We start from the raw sequence: 24148 nt of genomic DNA, 5'->3' as shown, positions 1-24148 counted from the left end.
TACGTTAAGATAGCGGGATGGCCAATCTCATCCCACTGCTGCAACAATACGGCGTCCTGATCGTCTTCGCCGTCGTGCTGGTCGAGCAGATCGGATTGCCCATTCCCGCCTATCCGGTGCTGATTGTGGCCGGCGCGCTGGCCAAGGATGGCGACCTGGCCTGGCCGGGCGTGCTGGCCGTGAGCCTGATCGCCTGCGTGATCAGCGACCAGTTCTGGTTCCACGCCGGGCGTTACTTCGGCAAGCGCATCCTCAAGCTGCTGTGCCGCATTTCCCTGTCGCCCGACTACTGCGTGAGCCAGACGGAAGACAATTTCAAGCGCTGGGGCCCGAAGGCGCTGATGGTGTCCAAATTCATCCCCGGCTTCAACACCATCGCCTCGCCGCTGGCGGGCGCCATGGGCACGGCCAAAGCCACTTTCCTCGGTTTCAGCATGGCCGGCGGCCTGCTGTGGAGCGGCACCGGCATCGTCATCGGCGCCTATTTCCACACCAGCGTGGCGCAGGTGCTGGGCATTCTCAGCACCATGGGCACGACGGCGCTGATCGTGCTGGGCGTGCTGCTGGGTTTGTTCGTCACGTTCAAATACGTGGAGCGCAAGCGTTTCCGTCAAGCCACGCAGATGGACCGCATCACCATCGACGAACTGAAAAGCCTGCTGGACGACGGGCACGAACCGGTGCTGGTGGACGCCCGCAGCGCGACGGCGCAATCGCTGGAGCCGGCCGTGCCTGGCGCGCTGCTGTTCAAGGGCGGCGAGCCCATCCCGGAACTGGCGGCGCTGGACAAGGATAGCCACATCATCGTCTATTGCAGCTGCCCCAACGACGTTTCCGCCGCCCAGGTGGCCAAGGAATTGCTGGCCCACGGCTTCCACCGCGCCCGGCCGCTGCATGGCGGGCTGGAGGCGTGGAACGCCGCGTTCGCGCCGGCGCCGGCCGCTTCCGCAGTGGAGGCTACTGAGGTCGTGAGCCAATAAAGGTCAGTTGATCGTGCTTGAGCACGTAATGGCGCCCATCACGCACGACGCGCCGCATCCAAATGTGACGATCCGGTAATGGCCGGCGAAGTTCGCTTGCCCTTGGGCGGCGCGACGTAGCTGCGTTTGGAATTCCTTATCCTGTCGGGTCGCCAGTTAACGTCCCCTTATCCCCTTGCATTGCTGCTCTGATATTGGAGCGTATTCGCACCGCTCGGATTCCTGTTTGAGGAGCCGCAACCGGCATGAAAACAAGGGAAAAGCTGGCGAAAATCCATGAAAACGGTAGTCATACTACGACTCCAATATTTCATAATGTAAGTTTTTGTAGGAAATGTCGCTGAGCGTGTACTAAAACTACAAAGAACACTTGCGGATCGGCTAAGAAATCCATTAAGCTTAGGGCTCAACTTCCTTTGGTTCATCATGACAGCCCAGTCCTTGCACGCACCACACGCCCAAACGAACGCTTTCCCTGGCGGCCCGCGCCTGCTGGCGGATGTGGGCGGTACCAACGCCCGTTTTGCGCTGGAAGCGGTGCCGGGCAAGATTGAGCTGATCAATGTGCTGCCGTGCGCCGATTACCCCACGCTGGCCGCCGCCTTGCAGGCATACCTGGCGTTGCCGGCCGTGGCGCAGGCCAATCTGGGGCCGGTTCGGCAGGGCGCCATCGCCATCGCCAATCCGGTCACGGGCGATCTGGTGCGCATGACCAATCACCACTGGGAATTTTCCATCGAGGCGCTGCGCACCGAGTGCGGCTTCGACACGTTGGTGGTGGTCAACGATTTCACGGCCCTGGCCCGTTCGCTGCCGCTGCTGTCCGACCTGCAGAAGCACCAGGTGGGCGGTGGCGCGGCACAGGCTGGTACGCCGATCGGTTTGATCGGCGCCGGTACGGGCTTGGGCGTATCGGGCCTGATTCCGTCCGGCGATAGCTGGACCGCCTTGCTCAGCGAGGGCGGCCACGTCAGCTTCTCGCCGTTCAACGAGACGGAAGTCGCCATCCTGCGCTTCGCGTGGCGCGAATTCGAACACGTGTCGGCCGAGCGCCTGATGTCGGGCGTGGGGATCGAGCTGATCTACCGCGCGCTGGCCGACCATACGGGCGTGCCGGCCGAAGCGATCGGCGCGCCGGAAATCGCGCGCCGCGCGCTGGCCGGTGAGTCGCCCTTGTGCGACCAGGTGATCGAGGCGTTCTGCTGCATGCTGGGCACGGTGGCCAGCAACGTGGCCATCACGCTGGGCGCGCAGGGCGGTATTTATATTGGCGGCGGCATCGTGCCCCGCCTGGGCGCGCGCTTCGACCGTTCCGGCTTCCGCGCCCGCTTCGAGCAGAAGGGCCGCTTCGCCGCTTACCTGGCCAAAGTGCCCACCTTCGTCATCACGGCGGAATACCCTGCCTTCGTTGGCGTGTCGGCAATTTTGTTGGAAAGACTTGCTCAAGCGTAAGCCATGTTACATTTCGCCGTCAGCGAAATGCGCTTTTCAGTCTTTTATCAGGTACAATTCGCACTGTTGGATGAAACGGCATGGATCGTTCCAGATAGTGCGCACCGCTTTTCGCCCGAAAACGGCGTGCCAGGACTGCGTTTCACTTGAAATCAAGGGTAGCCGCTGCGTCGTTATCGCGGCCCCATATGTGGTCTGTCTCTCCCTCCCGCTCAGCGCGCATCGGCCCGAGCGTCGGAAAAACCAGCTTCAGCGAGTACTCCAGCCAGGCGGCATCCCGGATGCCGGCCATATGCCTCACTGATTGTTATTGATTTCTTTCTTGCATGTGAATGCAACCACTAGATCGCTATGAATACTGGTGAGGCGAAAAAAGTCCTCGAAACCGCGCTGTTGTGCGCGCATGAGCCTTTGTCCATCCACAGTTTGAAAAAGCTGTATGTCGAAGTGGATGAGCAGGGCAGGCCGCGCGGCCCCGGTGTGGGTGCCGATACGATCAAGGTCTTGCTGGAAGAATTGCGGCTGGACTGGGCCGGCAAAGGGATTGAAGTGGTCAGCCTGTCGAGTGGCTGGCGCTTCCAGAGCCGGCCGGAAATGAAGTTGTACCTGGACCGTCTGAATCCGGAAAAGCCGTCCAAATACTCGCGCGCGACGCTGGAAACGCTGGCCATCATTGCTTATCGCCAGCCGGTGACGCGCGGCGATATCGAGGAAATCCGCGGTGTGGCCGTCAATTCGCAGACGATCAAGATGTTGGAAGACCGGGGCTGGGTTGACGCCATCGGCTACCGTGATGTGGTGGGCCGTCCGGCCTTGCTGGGCACCACCAAGCAGTTTTTGGATGATTTGGGCTTGAATTCGCTGTCCCAGCTGCCGCCGTTGCAGCAAATCAGCGAAATGCAGGGCGGCGGTCCCGATATGGAAGCGCTGGAAGCGGCCCTGCAGGAAAATTTTGCGGCACATAATGCCGCGCAACAAGCAGTTGGTACGGATGGTGAGGCGGAAATGGCCGTGGATGTCACGGCAAGCCCGGATGCCGGCCAAGACGCGGGAACGGCCGACATATCGCCGCTCCCGGCCATTACCCACGGCCCTGCGCCAGATTTAACGGTTGACGCTGAGCACAACCAAGAAATGAATAATGAACAATCCTAATTCTCCAGAGTCAGTCAGCGGCGCACCCGTCGCCGAAGTGGTCGCCAAGCCTAAACGCCGCACCAAAGCCCAGATCGAAGCCGACGCGGCGGCCGATGCCGCCGCCGGCGAGCCGGTCAAGCCGAAACGCAAACCGAAGGCGGCAGCCGAAGCCGCTGCCCCGGCCGCCACGGCCGACCAGCCAGCGGCCACGCCGGCTGCGGCGCCCGTGAAGAAACCGCGTGCCAAGCCGGCCGCGAAGACTGCGGCCACCGCGCCCGAGTCGGCCCATGCCGCCGCGCCAGTGCTTGCTGCATCCGCACCTAAACCTGTGGCCGCCACGCCCGCTCCGGCTGCCGCCGAAGCCGCTCCGGCCGCCGCAGCGTCGTCCAACCCGGCCGAAGCGGCCGGCGGCCAGCGCGCCGAGCGCGGCCCGCGTCCGCCGCGCGGCCCACGCCAGATGCGCGAACAGCGCGCCGCCCGCCAGGCCACGATGCCGCGTCCTGAGCCGGTCGCCGCCGTGGAAGGTGAGGCGCCGGCCGAAGGCGAAAGCGTCTGGCCCAAGGATGGCAAGCCGCGCCAGGAGCGCGGTCAACGTAACGAAGCGCGCGGCAATGGCAACGCTAATGCCAATGGCAAAGGCCAGCAGAACCAGAAGAAAGGCAAGGGCGGCAAGCAGCAGCAACGCGGCGCCCAAGGTGGCAAGGGCGGCGCGCCCAAGGGTAACGATGCCGACGCCGTATTCTCCTTCGTGACCTCGGATGCCTACGACACGGAAGAAGGCGGCTCCGGCCGTGGCGCCCCGGTCAAGGCTGTGCGTCGCGACCTGACCTCGGACGATGATGCGCCCAAGCTGCACAAGGTGCTGGCCGAAGCGGGTCTCGGTTCGCGCCGCGACATGGAAGAATTGATCATCGCCGGCCGCGTGTCGGTCAATGGCGAGCCGGCCCACATCGGCCAGCGCATCCTGGGCACCGACCAGGTACGTATCAACGGCAAGCTGATCCAGCGCCGCGTGAGCAAGAAGCCGCCGCGCGTGCTGGTGTACCACAAGCCGGCCGGCGAGATCGTCAGCCATGACGATCCGGACGGCCGTCCATCCGTGTTCGACCGCCTGCCCACCATGAAGGCTGGCAAGTGGCTGGCCGTGGGCCGTCTGGACTTCAACACGGAAGGTCTGCTGCTGTTCACCACCTCGGGCGACCTGGCCAACCGGCTGATGCACCCGCGCTACGGCATCGACCGCGAATACGCGGTGCGCACGCTGGGCGAACTGGAAGAGGGCATGCGCCAGAAGCTGCTGGCCGGCGTTGAGCTGGAAGACGGTTTGGCGCAGTTCACCAAGATCGCCGACGGCGGCGGCGAAGGCATCAACAAGTGGTACCGCGTGGTGATCGGCGAAGGCCGTAACCGCGAAGTGCGCCGCATGTTCGAAGCGATCGGCCTGACCGTGTCGCGCCTGATCCGTACCCGCTACGGCGCCATGACCCTGCCAAGCAGTCTGAAGCGCGGCCGCTGGGAGGAGATGGAAGAAAACACCGTGCGCGACCTGATGGCGGCCTACGGTGTGGAGAAGAAGGGCGCCGGCGGCAACGCGGGCGCGGGCGATGCGCCGCGCGGCGGCAGCGCCAAGCGCGAGCGCGGCGAACGCGACGAGCCGAACGGCAACCGTCTCGACGTCAGCAACGACAATGCGCTGCCGTTCCCGAAACCGGCGCGTGGCCAGGGCCGCGGCCAGGGTCGTCCGGGCGGCATGGGCATGGGCCAGAGCGGCCGTCCCGGTGGCCGTCCGCAAGGTGGCGCGTTGGGTGCTTACGCTGGCGGCCGCCCACTGGGCGGCGGCTTCGAAGGCCAGGGTCAGGGGCAGGGTCAGGGGCGCGGCAAGTCCCAGGGCCGTGGTCAGGGCGGTCAAGGCCAGGGGCAGGGTTTTGGCGCCGCCAAGGGCCCGCAACGCGGTCCGCGCCAGCCTGATCCGCTGCAAACGACGTTCGGTTTCGGTAACGCCGGTGCGCCGCGCCGCAGCCAGCCACCGCGTGGTGGCGCCATCGACCACGGCATGCCGCGCCGCCGTAAAGGTTGATGCGACGGCGGCCTGGCCGCCGTCCGCTGTTGGGCCTGTTTTTTGGGCCTTGTAGCACGATTTTCCTTGTTGTAAGCCCGTCTTTGGGGTATGTCCGGGATTGCGGCACAAGGAAGAACGGGTTATAATTCACAGCCTGATTGAAGTTCTTCGCAAGGTCTGCTTGCTCGGAGTGCTTCATCTGGTTGGAATGACAAGAAGATGGGCAGATGCCCATTTTTTTTTTGGTGAACCGTTTTGAGTGGTCCGTTTTTCATAGTGGAAACGGACTTTGAACTGGAGAATTTCTTGCAGCTGCCGCAGTTAATTGAAATGACCGTGTCCGGTCTGGGCTATGAGCTGGTTGATGTCGAACGGGCCGAGCGCGGACTGTTGCGTGTGTATATCGATTTCCCGGCGGAAGATGTGGCCGAAAAAGGCCCGATCACTGTGGAAGATTGTGCCACGGTGAGCCATCAGCTGTCGCACGTATTGACGGTCGAGAACGTCAACTACGAACGGTTGGAAATCTCGTCGCCGGGCCTCGATCGCCCGCTGCGGAAAATGGCGGATTTCGTGCGCTTTGCCGGCTGTGAAGCCATCGTCAAGCTGCGCGTCGCCATGCCGGAATCGAACAACCGGAAATCGTTCCAGGGCATCCTGCAGGCGCCCCAGGACGATAAATTGTCGTTGGAATTTGAAAGTAAAGATGGTCCGGCGCTGTTGGAGTTCACGCTCGCCGATATGGATAAGGCACACTTGGTGCCGCAGGTGGTTTTTAAGGGACGCAAAGCATGAGTCGCGAAGTTTTGTTATTGGTAGACGCGCTGGCGCGTGAGAAAAACGTCGATAAGGATGTGGTCTTCGGCGCGCTGGAATTCGCGTTGGCGCAAGCCACGAAGAAACGCTATGAAGGTGAAGTCGATATCCGCGTTTCGATCGACCGCGAGTCGGGTGAATTCGAGTCCTTCCGCCGCTGGCATGTGGTGCCGGACGAAGCTGGCCTCCAGCTGCCGGATCAGGAAATCCTGCTGTTCGAAGCAAAGGAACAGATCGCCGATATCGAAGTGGACGACCACATCGAAGAGCCGATCGAATCCGTGGAATTCGGCCGCCGCTTCGCGCAGGACACCAAGCAAGTGGTGCTGCAGCGCGTGCGCGATGCTGAACGTGAACAGATCCTGGTGGACTTCCTGGAACGCGGCGACTCGCTCGTGACCGGTACCATCAAGCGCATGGAACGCGGCGACGCCATCGTCGAATCGGGCAAGATCGAAGCGCGCCTGCCGCGCGACCAGATGATCCCGAAAGAGAACCTGCGTATCGGCGACCGCGTGCGTGCCTACATTCTGCGCATCGACCGCAATATGCGCGGCCCACAGGTGATCCTGTCGCGCACCGCGCCTGAATTCATCATGAAGCTGTTCGAGCTGGAAGTGCCGGAAATCGAGCAAGGCATGCTGGAAATTAAATCGGCCGCCCGCGACGCCGGCGTGCGCGCCAAGATCGCCGTCTACACGGCCGACAAGCGTATCGATCCAATCGGCACCTGCGTGGGCATGCGCGGTTCGCGCGTGCAAGCCGTGACCGGCGAGCTCGGCGGCGAACGCGTGGACATCGTGCTGTGGTCGGAAGATCCGGCCCAGTTCGTGATCGGCGCGCTGGCCCCGGCCAACGTGTCGTCGATCATGGTCGATGAGGAAAAACACGCCATGGACGTGGTGGTGGACGAGGAAAACCTGGCCATCGCTATCGGCCGCTCGGGCCAGAACGTGCGCCTGGCTTCCGACCTGACCGGCTGGAAGATCAACATCATGACGGCTGAGGAATCGGCCGACAAGGCAGCCCAGGAAACGGCCGCCGTGCGCGCCCTGTTCATGGAGAAACTGGACGTCGACCAGGAAGTGGCCGACATCCTGGTGGAAGAGGGCTTTGCCAGCCTGGAAGAAATCGCTTACGTGCCGATCTCCGAAATGCTGGAAATCGAATCGTTCGATGAAGATACCGTCAATGAACTCCGGACCCGCGCCCGCGACGCGCTGGTGACCGAAGCGATCGCTTCGGAAGAAGGCCTGGAAGGCATGGACGAGGCGCTGGTTGGTCTGGAAGGCATGGACCGCATCACCGCCGGCAAGCTGGGTCTGGCTGGTATCAAGACCGTAGAAGCATTTGCTGCACTGGCCTACGACGAATTTGGCGCCATCCTGGCCCTGTCCGCCGACCGTGCACGAGAACTGATTAAGAGTGAATTTGAAGATGTGACCGACGAAGAGATGAAGTTGGTTGACTCGAAGTACGACGATCGTGCCAAAGGCTTGCAAGCCAAGGCATGGAGTCTTGCCGAATCCGCAAAGGCTTAATTTGAGTATCTTTATCATCTCCGCGACACATAGAAAAGAGGACTGAATGGCGAGTAACAACGTAGCCCAATTTGCCACCGAACTGAAGATGCCTGCAGATTTGCTGCTGACGCAGCTGCGTTCTGCCGGCGTCGAGAAAAGTTCGACGTCAGATCCATTGTCGAAAGATGATAAGGATAAGTTGCTGGATCACCTGCGCCGTACCCACGGCGCGGCGGCTGACACCGAAAAGAAAAAGATCACGCTGACGCGCAAGGAAACCACCGAGATCAAGCAGGCCGACGCCACGGGCAAGTCGCGCACGATCCAGGTCGCCGTCAAGAAAGTGCGCACTTTCGTGCAGCGCGACGATATTGCGCCGGCTCCGGCCGCCGCACCCGCCGCGCCCGTGATCGACGCCGCCGAAGTGGCGCGCCGTGAAGAGGAAATGCGCAAGCAGGCGGAGCTGATCGCACGCCAGGAAGCGGAACTGCGCGAGAAGCAGGAAGCGCTGGCCAAGCTGGACGCGGAGAAGGAAGCGCAAGCGAAAGCGACCGCCGCCGCCGAAGCGGAAGCGAAGAAGGAAGCGGAAGCGGAAGCGAAGAAAGCCGCCGCCAAGGCTGCTGCCGACGCCGCCGCCGGCGCCGCCGCCGCACCGGCTGCTGTGGACGCCGCCGCGGAAGAGAAGAAGGCCGCCGCCGCCGAGGAGGCCAAGAAGAAGGCCGCCGCCGCCGCCAAGGAAGCTGCTGAAAAAGCGGAAGCGACCGAGCGCGCCCGTAAGGCCGTGGCCGATGAGGTGGCACAGATCAAGGCCATGATGAACGCGCCACGGCGCGCCATCAAGGCACCGGAGCCGGCACCGGCCCCGGTCAAGGCCAAGGCACCGGAAGGCACGCTGCACAAGCCTGCCGACAAGAAGCCTGGCGAGAAGAAAGACGACAAGAAACCGGTCACGGCCGACAAGAAGTCGATCAAGTCGGCCAATGTCTCGTCGACCTGGTCGGACGATGCCAAGAAGCGCGGCGCACCGGGCGCACCCAAGGGCCGTGGCAATACCGGCTCGACCGGTGGCCGCGACGCATGGCGCAGCGGCGGCAAGAGCGGCGGTCGCCGCGGCGGCCACACGGAAGATCGCGAAACGAACTTCCAGGCGCCGACGGAAGCCGTGGTCAAGGACGTGTACGTGCCTGAAACCATCACCGTGGCCGAACTGGCGCACAAGATGTCGGTCAAGGCATCCGAGGTCATCAAGCAGCTGATGAAGCTGGGCCAGATGTGCACCATCAACCAGGTGCTGGACCAGGAAACGGCCATGATTCTGGTCGAGGAAATGGGCCACAAAGCCTTTGCCGCCGAGCAGGACGATCCGGAAGCGCTGCTGGCCGACCAGGGTGAACACGCCCACTTCGAAGCCATCTCGCGCGCACCGGTCGTGACCGTCATGGGCCACGTCGACCACGGTAAGACGTCGCTGCTGGACTACATCCGCCGCGCCAAAGTGGCGTCCGGCGAAGCGGGCGGCATTACGCAGCACATCGGTGCCTACCACGTGGAAACCCCGCGCGGCATCATCACCTTCCTCGATACGCCAGGCCACGAAGCGTTTACGGCCATGCGTGCCCGCGGCGCCAAGGCGACCGACATCGTCATCCTGGTGGTGGCGGCGGACGACGGCGTGATGCCGCAGACCAAGGAAGCGATTGCCCACGCCAAGGCGGCCGGCGTGCCGCTGGTGGTGGCGATCAACAAGATCGACAAACCGGGCGGCAACGTGGACCGCGTCACCCAGGAACTGGTGGCCGAGCAAGTGGTGCCGGAAGAATACGGTGGCGAATCGCCATTCGTGCCGGTGTCGGCCAAGACCGGCCAGGGCATCGACGCGCTGCTGGAGCAAGTGCTGCTGCAAGCTGAAGTGCTGGAACTGAAGGCGCCGGTCGATGCGCCGGCCCGTGGCCTGGTGGTCGAAGGCCGCCTGGACAAGGGCAAGGGCCCGGTCGCCACCATCCTGGTGCAGTCCGGTACCCTGAAGCGCGGCGACGTGATCCTGGCTGGCTCCTCCTATGGCCGCGTGCGCGCCATGCTGGACGAGAACGGCAAGCCGATCACGGAAGCCGGTCCATCGATCCCGGTCGAAATCCAGGGTCTGACGGAAGTGCCGCAAGCTGGTGAAGAAGTCATGGTCATGGCTGACGAGCGCAAGGCGCGTGAAATTGGTCTGTTCCGTCAAGGTAAGTTCCGCGACGTGAAGCTGGCCAAGCAGCAGGCCGCCAAGCTGGAGAACATGTTCGACCAGATGGCCGAAGGCGAAGTGAAGAACCTGCCGATGATCATCAAGACCGACGTGCAAGGTTCGCAGGAAGCACTGGTCAGCTCGTTGCAGAAACTGTCGACCTCGGAAGTGCGGGTGCAAGTGGTGCACGCGGCGGTCGGCGGCATCACGGAATCGGACGTCAACCTGGCGGTGGCCTCGAAAGCGGTCATCATCGGCTTCAACGCCCGTGCCGATGCACAAGCGCGCAAGCTGGCCGAGTCGAACGGCGTGGACATCCGTTACTACAACATCATTTACGACGCGATCGACGATGTGAAGTCGGCACTGTCGGGCATGCTGGCGCCGGAGAAGCGGGAAACCGTCATCGGCCAGGTCGAGATCCGCCAGGTTATCCTGGTGTCGAAAGTGGGCGCCATCGCCGGCTGTCTGGTCACCGACGGCGTGGTCAAGCGCACCTCCTCGGTACGCCTGCTGCGCAACAACATCGTCGTGTGGTCGGGCGAGATCGACTCGCTCAAGCGCTTCAAGGACGATGCCAAGGAAGTGCGCGCCGGCCTCGAGTGCGGTCTGTCGCTGAAGAACTACAACGACATCCAGGTGGGCGACTCGCTGGAAGTGTTTGAAGTACAGGAAATCGCACGTACGCTGTAATCCCCAACGTACAGGCGAGACCAGGCAAGTGGACGGAGGCGCAGCGCTTCCGTCCACTTGCCGTTTTAGGAAGGCAGTACCGAATCATGGCAAAACATAGCAAAACCATTCCACAGCGCGGCCAGCGCGTGGCGGACCAGATCCAGCGCGACCTGTCCGAAATCATCGCGTTCGAATTGAAAGATCCCCGCGTCGGCATGATCACGCTGACGGAAGTGCAGCTCACGCCCGACTACGCGCACGCCAAGATCTTCTTCACCATGCTGAAGGACAGCAAGGAAGCCGTGCAGAACACCATCGAAGGCTTGAACAAGGCGTCCGGCTACATGCGCAACCAGCTGGGCAAGCGCTTGCACATCCACACCTTGCCGCAGCTGCACTTCGTGCACGACATCTCGACCGCGCGCGGCATGGAACTGTCGGCGTTGATCGACCAGGCCAACGCCACCCGCTCGCTCGACGACGAGCAAAGCCAGCAGCGCACCGACGCTGATACGGACGCGGAATAAGGACAGGCGTGGCGCCGCGCGTGCCGCGGCGCCACCATCACCATGAAGCAAAACCACCCGAAAAAAGTCCGCGACCTGGTCGACGGCGTACTGCTGCTCGACAAGCCGGTCGGCTTTTCCAGCAATGACGCACTGATCAAGGCCAAGCGCGTGCTCAACGCCAAGAAGGCCGGCCACACCGGCACGCTCGATCCGTTCGCCACCGGCTTGCTGCCGCTGTGCTTTGGCGAAGCGACCAAGTTCTCGCAAGATTTGCTGGAAGCGGACAAGACCTACGAAACCGTGGTGCACCTGGGCCAGACCACGGACACCGGCGACACGGAAGGCGAAGTGGTCGACACGCGCGACGTGAAGGTGACGCTGGACCAGATCGAAGCCGTGCTGGCCCGTTTCCGCGGCCCCATCGCGCAAGTGCCGCCCATGTACTCGGCCTTGAAGCGCGACGGCAAGCCGCTGTACGAATACGCGCGCGCCGGCATCACGCTGGAGCGCGAAGCGCGCAACGTCGTCATCCACAAGCTGGAGCTGCTCGGTTACGAGGCGCCGTTCCTCAAGCTGGCCGTCACCTGCAGCAAGGGCACCTACATCCGCGTGCTGGGCCAGGACATCGGCGAAGCGCTCGGTTGCGGCGCCCACTTGAACGCGTTGCGCCGCACCCAGGTGGGCGCGCTGACGGCCGACGGCATGATCACGCTGGAAGCGCTGCTGGCCCATCCTGAGCCGCTTGGCCTGCTGGCGCCGGTCGATGCGCTGCTGTCCAGCTTCCCGGCCGTGCGCCTGAACGCCGAGCTGGCCAAGCGTTTCCTGCAAGGCCAGCGCCTGGCGCTGGGCAAGGAGCCCGTCACCGTACCGGAGCAGCAAGGCCGGGTGCGGGTCTACCTGGACGACAAGTTGCTGGGCACGGCCCAGCTGGGCGAATACAGCATCCTGGCGCCCGAGCGCCTGATCGCCACCGCCCACACTTAAAACCGGTGTCAGGTCTGTCAATCGGACATTTCGCATGCGAAATGTCCGATTGACAGACCTGACACCGCCGTGTGGTTGGACAACTCCTTGAAAATATTAGGAATTTCAAGGGGAGTTGCAGCGCACCATGCTATACTACGCGGTTCCAGAATTTGGCAAGCACTGTAACGCCTCGTACACCCCCGTACGCACCCCGCAGTTTTTCAGCAAATATAACGATCATGTCTACTACAAAACGCGCAATTCGCAACATCGCTATCATCGCCCACGTTGACCACGGTAAAACCACCCTGGTCGACAAACTGCTGCGTCAGTCCGGTACTTTCCGCGACAACCAGCAAGTTGAAACCCGCGTCATGGATTCGAACGACCTCGAAAAAGAACGCGGCATCACGATTCTGTCGAAGAACTGCGCCGTTGAGTACGAAGGCACCCACATCAACATCGTCGACACCCCCGGCCACGCCGACTTCGGCGGCGAAGTGGAACGCGTGCTGTCGATGGTCGATTCCGTGCTGCTGCTGGTCGATGCGCAGGAAGGCCCGATGCCACAGACCCGTTTCGTGACCCGCAAGGCGCTGGCGCTGGGCCTGAAGCCTATCGTGGTGGTCAACAAGATCGACCGTCCGGGCGCGCGTCCTGACTGGGCCATCAACGCCACCTTCGAACTGTTCGACAAGCTGGGCGCGACCGATGAGCAGCTGGACTTCCCGGTGGTGTACGCTTCGGCCCTGAACGGCTACGCTTCGCTGGACGACACCGTGCGCGAAGGCGACATGAAGCCGCTGTTCGACGCCATCCTCAAGCACGTGCCTGTGCGTGACGACAATCCGGACGGCCCGCTGCAGATGCAAATCACCTCGCTGGACTACTCCTCGTACGTGGGCAAGATCGGTATCGGCCGTATCAACCGCGGCCGCGTCAAGACCGGCCAGGACGTGATCGTGCTGAATGGTCCTGACTCGACCCCGATCAAGGGCCGCATCAACCAGGTGCTGAACTTCAAGGGCCTGGAGCGCGTGCTGGTCGATGAAGCCGTCGCCGGCGACATCATCCTGATCAACGGTATCGAAGAAATCGGCATCGGTTCGACCGTGTGCGCACCGGACACCCCGGAAGCGTTGCCCATGCTGACCGTCGACGAGCCTACCCTGACCATGAACTTCATGGTCAACAACTCGCCACTGGCCGGCCGCGAAGGCAAGTTCGTCACCAGCCGCCAGCTGCGTGACCGTCTGGAAAAAGAACTGAAAGCCAACGTGGCACTGCGCGTGGCACCGACCGACGACGACACCATCTTTGAAGTGTCGGGCCGCGGCGAGCTGCACCTGACCATTCTGATCGAAAACATGCGCCGCGAAGGTTTCGAGCTGGCCGTGTCGCGTCCGCGCGTGGTGTTCAAGATGGTGGATGGCGTGCGCCAGGAACCGTTCGAACTGCTGACCGTGGATGTGGAAGAAGCCAACCAGGGTGGCGTGATGGAAGAACTGGGCCGTCGTCGTGGCGACCTGCAGAACATGGAATCGGATGCCAAGGGCCGCGTGCGCCTGGAATACCGCATCCCGGCCCGTGGCCTGATCGGCTTCCAGTCCGAGTTCATGACCCTGACCCGTGGTACCGGCCTGATGTCGCACATCTTCGACGAGTACGCGCCAGTGGACAACACCAAGGGTGAACTGGGCGGCCGTCGCAACGGCGTGCTGATCTCGCAGGACGACGGCGCCGCCGTGGCCTACGCGATCTGGAAACTGCAGGATCGCGGCCGTATGTTCGTGGTCCACAACGACCCCGTGTACGAAGGCATGATCATCGGTATCCACTCGCGTGACAACGACCTGGTGGTCAACCCGATCAAGGGCAAGCAGCTGACCAACGTGCGTTCGTCCGGTACCGACGAAGCGGTGCGCCTGGTGCCGCCGATCCAGATGTCGCTGGAATACGCAGTGGAATTCATCGACGACGACGAACTGGTGGAAATCACCCCGAAATCGATCCGTCTGCGCAAGCGCTTCCTGAAAGAGCACGAGCGTAAGAAAGCGTCGCGCGAGGCGTAATCGCCCCCGCATGACCACGCGCGCCAGCCGGCGCGCGGCCCAGGCCCGCTGTGCCTGCATGACTTTCACCGGTGATGCAGGGCAGCGGGTTTGCCGTTTTGAGCCCTGTTTATTATGCAAGTTGTGTGAGTAATATCGTGACTACCAAAATCCTGCCTTCCCGCCGCCTGTCCGTCGCCCCCATGATGGACTGGACCGACCGCCACTGCCGCGTGTTCCACCGCCAGATCACGCGCCACACCTGGCTCTACACGGAGATGGTGACCACCGGTGCGCTGGTGTACGGCGACGTCGAGCGCCACCTGCGCTTCAGCGAGGAAGAGCATCCGGTCGCCCTGCAACTGGGCGGCAGCGATCCGGCCGACCTGGCCGTGAGCGCGAAGAAGGGCCAGGACTGGGGCTACGATGAGATCAACCTCAATTGCGGCTGCCCGTCGGAACGGGTGCAGAAGGGCGCGTTCGGCGCTTGCCTGATGGCCGAACCGCAACTGGTGGCCGATTGCGTCAAGGCCATGCGCGACGCCGTCACCATCGACGTGACCGTCAAGCACCGGATCGGCATCGACCAGACGGAAAGCTATGACTTCGTGCGCGACTTCGTGGGCACGGTGGCCGACGCCGGCTGCCGCACCTTCATCGTGCATGCCCGCAATGCCATCCTGAAGGGCTTGTCGCCCAAGGAAAACCGCGAGATTCCCCCGCTCAAGTATGATTTCGCCTACCGCCTCAAGCGCGATTTTCCCGACTTCGAAATCCTCATTAACGGCGGCATCAAGACCGAGGCCGAGATCGACCAGCACCTGCAGCACGTGGATGGGGTGATGCTGGGCCGCGAGGCTTACCACAACCCGTTCATGATGGCCGGTTTCGACCAGCGCTATTATGGCGACACGGCCGAGCGCCCCACGCGCGAACAGGTGCTGGCGGCCATGGTGCCCTACATCGCAGCCCAGCTCAAACAGGAGGGCGGCCGTGGCCTCAAGCTCAATGCCATCACCCGCCACATGCTCGGTTTGATGCAGGGTTTGCCTGGCGCCAAAGCGTTCCGCCAAACCCTGTCGGACTCCAAAAAACTGGCCGCCGCCGACCCACGTTTACTGCTCGAAGCGGCCGCCCGGCTGCGCCATTCCACGCCCTAAGCCCGCTTTTTCCAAGTAATTGTTGGTGGCAACTCAATTTCTACGCAGAAAGTTTTCTTGCGTAAAATTGAGGCAGTTTTTGCTTGCTTTGAGGCAAATTTCACATCTATAATTCTTGAATATTCACACAAATCCACCGAATTCCGTTTGTGTATAGCACCTCAGGAAATGCGCGCCGCTGGTGGAGTCGCGCATTTTGCATTCGCAGTCATTGTTTGCTACTGTCGCACGCCTAACAGCACGGGCCCGGTGGATCGCCAAGCACACGAAGCTTGGTTTCCAGGGCAAATTCTTGATCAATAGTGTCACTTACGAAGAGACGAAATGAATTTAGCAAAAATGAAAGTTGGGACGCGACTGGGTCTCGGGTTCGCCTTGGTGTTGCTGTTCCTGGTGGCCGTCACCGCTGTCGGCATCGCCCGCATGGCGCAGATCCAGGATCGCCTGGACCACGTGGTGGGTGTCAATAACGTCGTTACCCGACTGGTGATCGAGATGCGCACCAACGTCAGCGACCGCATCACGGCGCTGCGCATCCTGACCTTGATGCCCGAAGGCTCGGACCTGGAGCCGGAAATGAACCGCATCAAGGACCAGGCCGCCAAATATGGCGAAGCGGAAAAGAAACTGAGCGCCCAGTTCGCGCTGGAAGCGACCCCGGAAGAAAAGGCCCTGCTGGGCCAGATCAAGGAATTTGAAGCGGCCGCCTTGCCCGCCATCGCCAAGGCTTCCGAGCTGTGGCTGGCCAACAAGGCCGAAGACGCGACCAAGGTCATGATGAAGGAAATCCGTCCCGTGCAGAAAAAGTGGATGGCCGCCCTCGATCAGCTGACCGCCCTCGAAGACAAACTGAACACCCAGGTGCAAGTGGATGCCGCCACCGGCTTCGCCAGCGCCCGTACTTTCATGATCGTGCTGGGCGCGCTGGCCGTGGCCATCAGCGTGCTGGCCGCCATCGTCATCACCCGCGGCCTGCTCAAGCAGCTGGGCGGCGAACCCGACTACACCGCCAGCATCGCCGGCAGCATCGCCAAGGGCGACCTGTCCGTCATGATCGCCACCGACAGCCGCGACCAGGACAGCCTGCTGGCCGAGATGAAGGAAATGCGCGACAGCCTGGTCGACATCGTGGGCCAGGTACGCAACGGCACGGAAACCATCGGCACGGCTTCGCGCGAAATCGCGGCCGGCAATATCGACCTGTCGTCGCGTACGGAAATGCAAGCGAGCTCGCTGGAAAAAACGGCCACCGCCATGGAAGAGCTGACGGCGACCGTGAAGCAGAACGCGGACAACGCCCGTGAAGCGAACCAGCTGGCCGCCACCGCCTCCGACGTGGCCATGAAGGGCGGCGCCGTGGTGTCGCAAGTGGTCGACACCATGAGCTCGATCGACGCTTCGGCCAAGAAGATCGTGGACATCATCGGCGTGATCGACGGTATCGCGTTCCAGACCAACATCCTGGCGCTGAACGCGGCCGTGGAAGCGGCCCGCGCCGGCGAACAGGGCCGCGGCTTCGCGGTGGTGGCGTCGGAAGTGCGCAACCTGGCCCAGCGCTCCGCTGGCGCCGCCAAGGAAATCAAGTCGCTGATCGATGACTCGGTGGAAAAAGTGGGCGCCGGCACCAAGCTGGTGGGCCAGGCCGGTGTGACGATGGACGAAGTGGTGGCATCCGTGCGCCGCGTGACCGACATCATGAGCGAGATCGCCAACGCCAGCCAGGAACAGAGCGCCGGCATCGAGCAGGTCAACCACTCCATCATCGAGATGGACAGCATGACCCAGCAGAACGCGGCGCTGGTGGAAGAAGCGGCCGCCGCCGCCCAGAGCCTGCAGGACCAGGCTGGCGAACTGGCGCGGGTGGTCAGCATCTTCAAGCTGGTGGAAGGTGAGACGCGCGTGGCCCCGGTCGCCTACACGCCGCCGGTGGCCGTGGTCAAGCCTGCCGCGGTGAGCCGTCCGGCCGCGCCGGTGCGCAAGCTGGCCGCCGCACCCGTCGCCAAGCCGAAGAAAGCCATGGCCGCCGCCCAGGCTGAAGATGAGTGGGAAGAGTTTTAATCGCTTCTGTTAGTTTTCAATAATAAACGTAGTGGGAATAACGAGAATATGAACAAAGTTTCGACCAGCATCATCGCAGCCCTCCTCCTGTCCGGCACCGGCGCCGCCTTCGCGGGCGAAGTGCCCGCCACGTTCGACGCCAAGAACTGCCGCGCGGACTATCCCAAGGCATCCCTGATGAATGAGGAGCAGGGCAATGTGTCGATGGCTTTCCTGGTGTCGGCGGATGGCAGCGTCGTCGATTCCAAGGTTGAAAAATCGAGCGGCTACAAGAACCTGGACAAGGCCGCCATCAAGGCCATCAGCGCCTGCAAGTTCAAGCCGGGTACCAAGGATGGCGCCGTGGCCCAGACCTGGACCAAGGTCGATTACGACTGGAAACTGTAATAACGCGCACGCGGCACTTGCCGTCGGTAACTTGATCCAGAATTAGCCACTTGGGGAAAACAGATGTCTATCAATAAGCGTTGGTTGAGTGTATTTGCGGCGGTGCTCATGTCGGGCACGGCGGTGGCGTATGCGGGCGAAGTGCCCGCCACCTTTGATGCCAAGAACTGCAAGGCTGAATATCCGAAGGCATCGCTGATGAACGAGGAGCAGGGCACGGTATCGATGATGTTCCTGGTCAAGGCCGACGGTACGGTGGCTGACTCCAAGGTGGAAAAGACGAGCGGTTTCAAGAACCTGGACAAGGCGGCCATCAAGGCCATCAGCGCCTGCAAGTTCAAGCCGGGCACCAAGGATGGCGCGCCAGCGGAAACCTGGACCAAGGTCGATTACGCCTGGAAGCTGGACTGATCCGGCAACCGCCATCCCGCACAAGAAACCGGCCGCGCGCCGGTTTTTTCATGGGCGGCCCGCGTTTCCGCTCTCCCAACGGGTGTAACAAGCTGTAAATCCGCAGCGCGGGGCGTCAATTTTCCCTATAGTACGAACAGGAGGAGAATGCGATGAAAACGATCTTGGCAGTGCTGGCGTTGGCGACCTTGGGTGGTTGCGTGGTGGCGCCGCCGGCGCCCACCTATTATGGCGGCCGCGCCGCCCCGGTGGACCCGTACCAGTGGCATACGGTGGCGGTGGAGCCGGCCGGCGCGTCGCGCGTGCAATACAGCAGCGAGCCCGTGTATGCGCCCCAGCCCGTGTATGCGGCGCCAGTCTACGCGCCCGTGTACGCTGCGCCCGCGCCGTCTTATTACTATCCGCCCGTGACGATAGGACTGGACTTCGTGTTCGGCAACTGGTGTTGTGGCCACCGCTGGGGCGGCCGAGGCGCTTACCGCCACCGCTGACACGTTCGACGTCGCGGCATAACAATGCCAAGCCCGTTACGCCATGCCGGCGTAGCGGGCTTGTTTGGTTTTGCGTGGAAGCAGGCTAGGGCAGCATGTACAGCGTGCCGTTATCGAGCATGGCCAATTCCGAACACAGCAGGTAGGCCGATGTACCCACCAAGCCCAGCAGGAACGTTCCCCACGCGACATGGCGCACGTGCGCCAATGTGGCCTCGGGAACGTGGAACGGCATGTGGTGCGAGATATTCATACACCCAGTCTAGTGCATGAACCCACGATATGCCATCGGTCCATCGTCCACGGTTTTGTAGGACGATGGCGCGTGGATGGGGATTATTTATTGCGCCACAGCACCACGGCGTCAGCGGGTGCCGTATCGAGCGCATTGGACAGTTCCAGCCAGTGCCGCAACCGTTCCGGATGCTTGAGGTGGATGCCCATGCCATCGATGGTGCCGATCTGTTCCAGCATGCGGGCGTCGATCTTGGCCTTGGACACGGTGGGCGCGTTCATCACCATGCGGTCGTACGCCTTGCGGGCCTTGTTTTCCCACTTGTGCAGGCTGCTGTCGTCGAAGCGGTTGGCTTCGAAATAGACGGTCAGCGAGCCATCCGGGTTGCCGAAGCCTACTACGCCGGCGCCCTTGCGGATGGTGGTGGTATTGTCCAGGTCAAACGCGCCGGTGGGCACGAACACGGCGGCGCGGCCATCGATATCGGGACGGCCCACGGGCGTGTCCTTGCCATAGGTGGTGATTTCCTGGTTGGAGATTTCTTCAGACATATACTCATGCGCCTCCAGCCGGTGACGGCGGGGCATTCCTGTTCAGTGTTGTTGGGGAGCAGGGCGGCGATTCGGCCCGGATTGCTGCTGCTTCAGAGGCCCGCATGGGCGGGCCCGGCGACACCTTATTGTAGCGTTAAACCAGTTCCGTCGTGCAATAAAGCCAGACATTTTCTGGTGCTTGGTGAATGACTTTCAAACATGCAATAAAAACATTTCAAGTTGCGATTTGATAATTTTTATTGGTTATAGTTTAAAATAGCCTATTGGACACTCTTTCGACTTTCTCGACATCCGCTATGCGCATACTGAACACCCTTGCGATTGGAACCGTGGCGACCCTGGCCGCCGTCTCCGCCCATGCCGACACCTTGACGGCCAGCCAGATCCTGACCCAGTTCAACGGCGTAGTGACCGGCAATTTCTCCACCGCCAGCGATGTCGAGGGCCGGCTGGTGGCCAACAACCTGGTCAAGGGCGCCACCTTCTACAATAACCCCAGCAATACGCCATCCGCGTACGTGGCGGTGAACGCCATCAACATCCAGGCCAATGGCGGCGGCAACGTCAACAATGGTGGCGCGGTGAACTACATCAACAGCAACGCCGGCCATTTCAACCTGAATGGCGGCGGCAGCATCCAGCACGGCGTGCCGACCTTCTCCATGGCCGACTTCGCCAACCCGCTGAACGCGCTGGAAGGGCAACTGGCCGGCATGAGCAACGCCAACGGCGTGCTGAACGCCGCCGACCCGAATAATTTCACCTTCAACCTGACCGGCAGCGCCAGCTCCACCTCGGTGTTCAACCTGACCACCAGCCAGCTGGGCTCGGCCGCCAACATCAACTTCAGTGGCACGGCCGGCACCGTCATCATCAACGTGCGCTACGATGGCGTGGTGGGTGGTAATGGCGCGAAAGCCTTCACCATCAATGGCAATTTCAACGATAACTCTCATATGGGCAACCATATCGTCTGGAACTTCGTCGACACCACCGCCGTGAACTTCCGCGGCTGGTATGGCACCGTGCTGGCGGGCACCTCCACGGTCAGCGCCGGCTCGGCCATGAATGGTTTCCTGTACGCCGCCAATTACGTGGGCGATGGCGAGCTGCATGACCGCACCTTCGCCGGCGTGCTGCCTACTTCGCCGGTACCTGAGCCATCGAGCTGGGCCATGATGGGCGTGGGCCTGGCCGGTCTGATGCTGATGCGCCGCCGCCAGTCCAAAGCCTGAGCGTCGCCGATCGCCGGATAGCCCCGGCCCCGCCTTCGGGCTGGGGCGGGCTGGAAAACAAAAAAGCCACAAGTGCGAACTTGTGGCTTTTTGTTTGCTGCGAATTCTTGGGGTGGCTGATGGGGCTCGAACCCACGACAACAGGAATCACAATCCTGGACTCTACCAACTGAGCTACAGCCACCACTGACTTGCTACGGCCATCGCGCCAGGCGCGACGGCAGGTGTTTCTACTAAAACAAAAAAGCCACAAGGATGAACTTATGGCCTTTTGCGTACTACGAATCCGGTGGGGTGGCTGATGGGGCTCGAACCCACGACAACAGGAATCACAATCCTGGACTCTACCAACTGAGCTACAGCCACCACTGGTCTTACGTTTGTCTCGGTGTTTGCGAGACAGGTGCCGAATTATACAAGCCAGTTTTGAAACGTGCAAATCTAAATGCACAGGTTGTCACAGCGGCGCGCCGATCACGCGCGCGGCGCACCTAAATGGTCACGCTTTGCACAGGTGGGGCCAGGCCCAGCAGGTTGCTGAACGCGGTCGCCAATTCGTCCGCGCCGGCGCTCGTGTAGCCCAGCAGTCTGGCTGGTGACGGCGTTGGCGACGGTGCAGCGCCGGCGCAATCGCCCGCGTTCGCGTCCGCTGCCGGCATGCGCTCCAGCCCGGCCGCGTGCAACAGGCGCGCGATCTGGCGCGCCACGGCGTCGCCCGTGTCGATGATGGCGACCGGATGGGCGCTGGTGCGCTCCACCACGTGTTCGATGCCCGGTTGCACGAACACATAATGAGTGCAACCGAGCACCAGCGTATCGACGCCTTGCGCGATCAGTGGCGCCACGTAGCGTTGCAGCAGCGCTTGCGTGGCCGGCGTGTCGAGCTCGCCGAGGTTGATCTGGTCGGCCAGGCCGATGCACGGCATCAGCAGGAATTCAGCCCCGCTGGCGCCGCTGATCTGGGCCCGCAACTGCAGGAACTTTTCGCCCGACAGCGTGCGGTCCGTGGCCAGCACCCCGATCTTGCCATTGTGGCTGGCCGCCACGGCCGGCTTCAGGCCGGGCTCCACGCCCACCACGGGCAGCAGCGGATAGCGCGCCCGGATGGCCTTGATGGCGGCCACGGTGGCCGTGTTGCAGGCCACCACCAAGCCCTTGACGCCTTGTGTGACGAGGAAGTCCGCCACCGCCAGCGCGCGCGCCGTGACCACGGCTTCCGGCTTGTCGCCGTAGGGTGCGTAGCCGATATCGGCGAAATAGGTCAGGTGCTCATGCGGCAGCTGGGCGCGGATATGGCGCAGTACGGACAGGCCGCCCACGCCGGAATCGAATACGCCGATGGGCGCGTCCGGGTCGGTGGAGATAGCGGGGATAGGGTGCATGGTGGTCTCGGTAAACGGCAACCGCCCCGCGGCCTGACGACAGCGGGGCGGCAAGGGTACGGCTTAAGCGACGGTGACGGGGATCTTGCCCACGGTGCTCAGCTGCTCAATCTTGGCTTGCCATTCCTTTGGACCAGTGTTGTGGACCGAAGTGCCGGCCGAGTCGACGGCCACGGTGACGGGCATGTCGACCACCTCGAACTCGTAGATCGCTTCCATGCCCATGTCTGCAAAGCCCAGCACCTTGGCGCTCTTGATGGCTTTGGACACCAGGTAAGCGGCGCCGCCCACGGCCATCAGGTAAGCCGACTTGTGCTTCTGGATCGACTCGATGGCGGCCGGGCCGCGCTCGGCCTTGCCGATCATGGCGATCAGGCCGGTTTTCTCCAGCATCATGTCGGTGAACTTGTCCATGCGGGTGGCCGTGGTTGGGCCGGCTGGACCAACGGCTTCGTCGCGCACTGGATCGACCGGACCGACGTAGTAGATCACGCGGTTCTTGAAGTCCACCGGCAGCGGTTCGCCCTTGGCCAGCATGTCCTGGATGCGCTTGTGCGCGGCATCGCGGCCGGTCAGCATTTTGCCGTTCAGCAGCAGGGTCTGGCCCGGCTTCCACGATGCCACTTCTTCCTTGGTCAGCGTGTCCAGATCGACGCGCTTGGATTTTTCCGTGTCCGGGGTCCAGTGCACTTCAGGCCAGGTCGACAGCGCCGGCGGCGTGATGTAGGACGGGCCGGAACCGTCGAGCACGAAGTGGGCGTGGCGGGTGGCTGCGCAGTTGGGGATCATGGCCACCGGCTTGGACGCCGCGTGGGTTGGGTGCATCATGATCTTCACGTCCAGCACCGTGGTCAGGCCGCCCAGGCCCTGGGCGCCGATGCCCAGCGCGTTGATCTTGTCGCACAGCTCGATACGCAGTTCTTCCAGCTTGTTCTGCGGGCCGCGCTGCTTGAGTTCGTACATGTCGATGTCGTCCATCAGCACTTCCTTGGCCATCATCATGGCCTTCTCGGCGGTGCCGCCGACGCCGATGCCCAGCATGCCGGGAGGGCACCAGCCGGCGCCCATGGTCGGCACGGTTTTCAGCACCCAGTCCAGCAGCGAATCGGATGGATTCATCATGATCATCTTCGACTTGTTTTCCGAGCCGCCGCCCTTGGCCGCCACTTTCACGTCGACCGTGTTGCCTTCCACCAGTTCCATGTGCACCACGGCTGGCGTGTTGTCCTTGGTGTTCTTGCGGTCGAACAGCGGATCGGCCACGATGGAAGCGCGCAGCTTGTTGTCATCGAAGTTGTAGGCCCGGCGCACGCCTTCGTTGACGGCGTCGGTCACGGTGCCCGAGAAGCCCTCGAAGCGCACACCCATGCCGATCTTCAGGAACACGTTGACGATACCGGTATCCTGGCAGATCGGACGCTTGCCTTCGGCGCACATGCGCGAGTTGGTCAGGATCTGTGCGATGGCGTCCTTGGCGGCCGGGCTCTGTTCGGCCTCGTAGGCGCGCGCCAGGTGCTGGATGTAATCGGCTGGATGGTAGTAGCTGATGTACTGCAGCGCGGCGGCGACGGAGTCGATCAGGTCTTCTTGCTTGATGATGGTCATGGTGATCTCGCGTGGTTAAATTCGAAAGGAACGATGAGTGATGCGGAAATCGGGGCAGCGGCCCGGCGGCGGCAATGGCGGCAGTTGCGGCGCCCACGACGGCCGCGTGGCGCACAGCGGCCACAAGCGCGGCGCGGGCTGTGGGGAAAGCGGACAAGTCATCAGGGCAGGACTCCGGTATGCTAGCAGGCAGGCAGATGAGAACTGCCGACATTCTACACGTGCTGATCGGCAA

The 24148-nt window shown here is 62.4% G+C and carries 21 protein-coding genes and 2 tRNA genes; 17 read left to right on the top strand and 6 right to left on the bottom strand.

Annotation, left to right across the window (positions count from 1 at the left end; translation table 11 throughout):
- Positions 1-17 precede the first annotated feature (17 nt).
- The 16 genes from H3H39_RS21330 to H3H39_RS21255 all read left to right on the top strand — a co-directional run bounded on the left by H3H39_RS21330 (position 18) and on the right by H3H39_RS21255 (position 18902).
- On the top strand, positions 18-980 hold the full coding sequence (locus H3H39_RS21330; RefSeq protein ID WP_182156305.1) for a VTT domain-containing protein: 963 nt from the start codon (positions 18-20) through the stop codon (positions 978-980).
- A 426-nt stretch (positions 981-1406) separates the two neighbouring features.
- Positions 1407-2432 carry a glucokinase gene (locus H3H39_RS21325; RefSeq protein ID WP_182156303.1) on the top strand — a complete coding sequence of 342 codons (1026 nt, stop codon included), beginning with the start codon at positions 1407-1409 and terminating at the stop codon, positions 2430-2432.
- A gap of 3 nt (positions 2433-2435) precedes the next feature.
- A complete protein-coding gene (locus H3H39_RS21320; RefSeq protein WP_182156301.1) occupies positions 2436-2582 on the top strand; it encodes a hypothetical protein in 147 nt (48 codons plus the stop codon).
- A 201-nt stretch (positions 2583-2783) separates the two neighbouring features.
- Positions 2784-3587: an SMC-Scp complex subunit ScpB gene (gene scpB, locus H3H39_RS21315; RefSeq protein WP_182156299.1), complete on the top strand. Its 804-nt coding sequence runs from the start codon at positions 2784-2786 to the stop codon at positions 3585-3587.
- Entirely contained in the window at positions 3574-5646 is a 2073-nt protein-coding gene (locus H3H39_RS21310; protein WP_182156297.1) for a pseudouridine synthase, read from the top strand. The genes scpB and H3H39_RS21310 overlap by 14 nt, the downstream gene beginning before the upstream one ends.
- A gap of 288 nt (positions 5647-5934) precedes the next feature.
- Complete coding sequence (rimP, locus tag H3H39_RS21305) at positions 5935-6423, top strand: ribosome maturation factor RimP (protein ID WP_182156295.1); 489 nt, start codon at positions 5935-5937, stop codon at positions 6421-6423.
- Complete coding sequence (gene nusA / locus H3H39_RS21300) at positions 6420-7985, top strand: transcription termination factor NusA (RefSeq protein WP_182156293.1); 1566 nt, start codon at positions 6420-6422, stop codon at positions 7983-7985. Before rimP ends, nusA begins: the two co-directional genes overlap by 4 nt.
- A gap of 46 nt (positions 7986-8031) precedes the next feature.
- On the top strand, positions 8032-10887 hold the full coding sequence (gene infB / locus H3H39_RS21295; protein ID WP_182156291.1) for a translation initiation factor IF-2: 2856 nt from the start codon (positions 8032-8034) through the stop codon (positions 10885-10887).
- Positions 10888-10973: 86 nt separating this feature from the next.
- Entirely contained in the window at positions 10974-11396 is a 423-nt protein-coding gene (rbfA, locus tag H3H39_RS21290) for a 30S ribosome-binding factor RbfA (RefSeq protein ID WP_182156289.1), read from the top strand.
- A 42-nt stretch (positions 11397-11438) separates the two neighbouring features.
- Positions 11439-12362, top strand: a complete 924-nt coding sequence (gene truB / locus H3H39_RS21285) for a tRNA pseudouridine(55) synthase TruB (protein ID WP_182156287.1) — start codon at positions 11439-11441, stop codon at positions 12360-12362.
- A 221-nt stretch (positions 12363-12583) separates the two neighbouring features.
- Positions 12584-14416: a translational GTPase TypA gene (gene typA, locus H3H39_RS21280; protein ID WP_182156285.1), complete on the top strand. Its 1833-nt coding sequence runs from the start codon at positions 12584-12586 to the stop codon at positions 14414-14416.
- A 74-nt stretch (positions 14417-14490) separates the two neighbouring features.
- Positions 14491-15555, top strand: a complete 1065-nt coding sequence (gene dusA, locus H3H39_RS21275; RefSeq protein ID WP_182156358.1) for a tRNA dihydrouridine(20/20a) synthase DusA — start codon at positions 14491-14493, stop codon at positions 15553-15555.
- 324 nt (positions 15556-15879) lie between these two features.
- The gene (locus tag H3H39_RS21270; RefSeq protein ID WP_229218169.1) at positions 15880-17613 is read left to right on the top strand and encodes a methyl-accepting chemotaxis protein; all 1734 of its coding nucleotides are present in this window, start codon (positions 15880-15882) and stop codon (positions 17611-17613) included.
- 48 nt (positions 17614-17661) lie between these two features.
- The gene (locus H3H39_RS21265; protein ID WP_182156283.1) at positions 17662-18000 is read left to right on the top strand and encodes an energy transducer TonB; all 339 of its coding nucleotides are present in this window, start codon (positions 17662-17664) and stop codon (positions 17998-18000) included.
- 63 nt (positions 18001-18063) lie between these two features.
- Positions 18064-18411, top strand: a complete 348-nt coding sequence (locus H3H39_RS21260) for an energy transducer TonB (protein ID WP_182156281.1) — start codon at positions 18064-18066, stop codon at positions 18409-18411.
- Between the two features lie 152 nt (positions 18412-18563).
- Positions 18564-18902: a hypothetical protein gene (locus H3H39_RS21255; protein WP_182156279.1), complete on the top strand. Its 339-nt coding sequence runs from the start codon at positions 18564-18566 to the stop codon at positions 18900-18902.
- An 85-nt stretch (positions 18903-18987) separates the two neighbouring features.
- Here the strand turns inward: H3H39_RS21255 and H3H39_RS21250 are convergent, their stop codons facing one another.
- Together H3H39_RS21250 and H3H39_RS21245 are read right to left on the bottom strand one after the other, a co-directional pair.
- Positions 18988-19155, bottom strand: coding sequence for a hypothetical protein (locus tag H3H39_RS21250; RefSeq protein WP_182156277.1), 168 nt, complete (start codon positions 19153-19155; stop codon positions 18988-18990).
- 83 nt (positions 19156-19238) lie between these two features.
- A complete protein-coding gene (locus tag H3H39_RS21245) occupies positions 19239-19688 on the bottom strand; it encodes a hypothetical protein (protein ID WP_182156275.1) in 450 nt (149 codons plus the stop codon).
- A gap of 299 nt (positions 19689-19987) precedes the next feature.
- On the opposite strand from H3H39_RS21245, the gene H3H39_RS21240 reads away from it, so the two are divergent.
- Entirely contained in the window at positions 19988-20926 is a 939-nt protein-coding gene (locus tag H3H39_RS21240) for a collagen-binding domain-containing protein (protein ID WP_182156273.1), read from the top strand.
- Between the two features lie 108 nt (positions 20927-21034).
- Here the strand turns inward: H3H39_RS21240 and H3H39_RS21235 are convergent.
- From H3H39_RS21235 to H3H39_RS21220, 4 genes are all read right to left on the bottom strand, one after another.
- Positions 21035-21110, bottom strand: a tRNA-His gene (locus H3H39_RS21235).
- A 106-nt stretch (positions 21111-21216) separates the two neighbouring features.
- Positions 21217-21292 (bottom strand) — tRNA-His (locus H3H39_RS21230).
- Between the two features lie 125 nt (positions 21293-21417).
- On the bottom strand, positions 21418-22308 hold the full coding sequence (gene murI, locus H3H39_RS21225) for a glutamate racemase (RefSeq protein WP_182156271.1): 891 nt from the start codon (positions 22306-22308) through the stop codon (positions 21418-21420).
- Between the two features lie 63 nt (positions 22309-22371).
- The gene (locus H3H39_RS21220; protein ID WP_182156269.1) at positions 22372-23913 is read right to left on the bottom strand and encodes a fumarate hydratase; all 1542 of its coding nucleotides are present in this window, start codon (positions 23911-23913) and stop codon (positions 22372-22374) included.
- Positions 23914-24148 lie beyond the last annotated feature (235 nt).

It is taken from the genome of Rugamonas apoptosis, assembly GCF_014042355.1.
Classification (GTDB): Bacteria; Pseudomonadota; Gammaproteobacteria; order Burkholderiales; family Burkholderiaceae_D; genus Rugamonas; species Rugamonas apoptosis.
The sequence above is the reverse complement of the archived record's forward strand: the minus strand, read 5'-3'. Positions and strand labels throughout refer to the sequence as shown.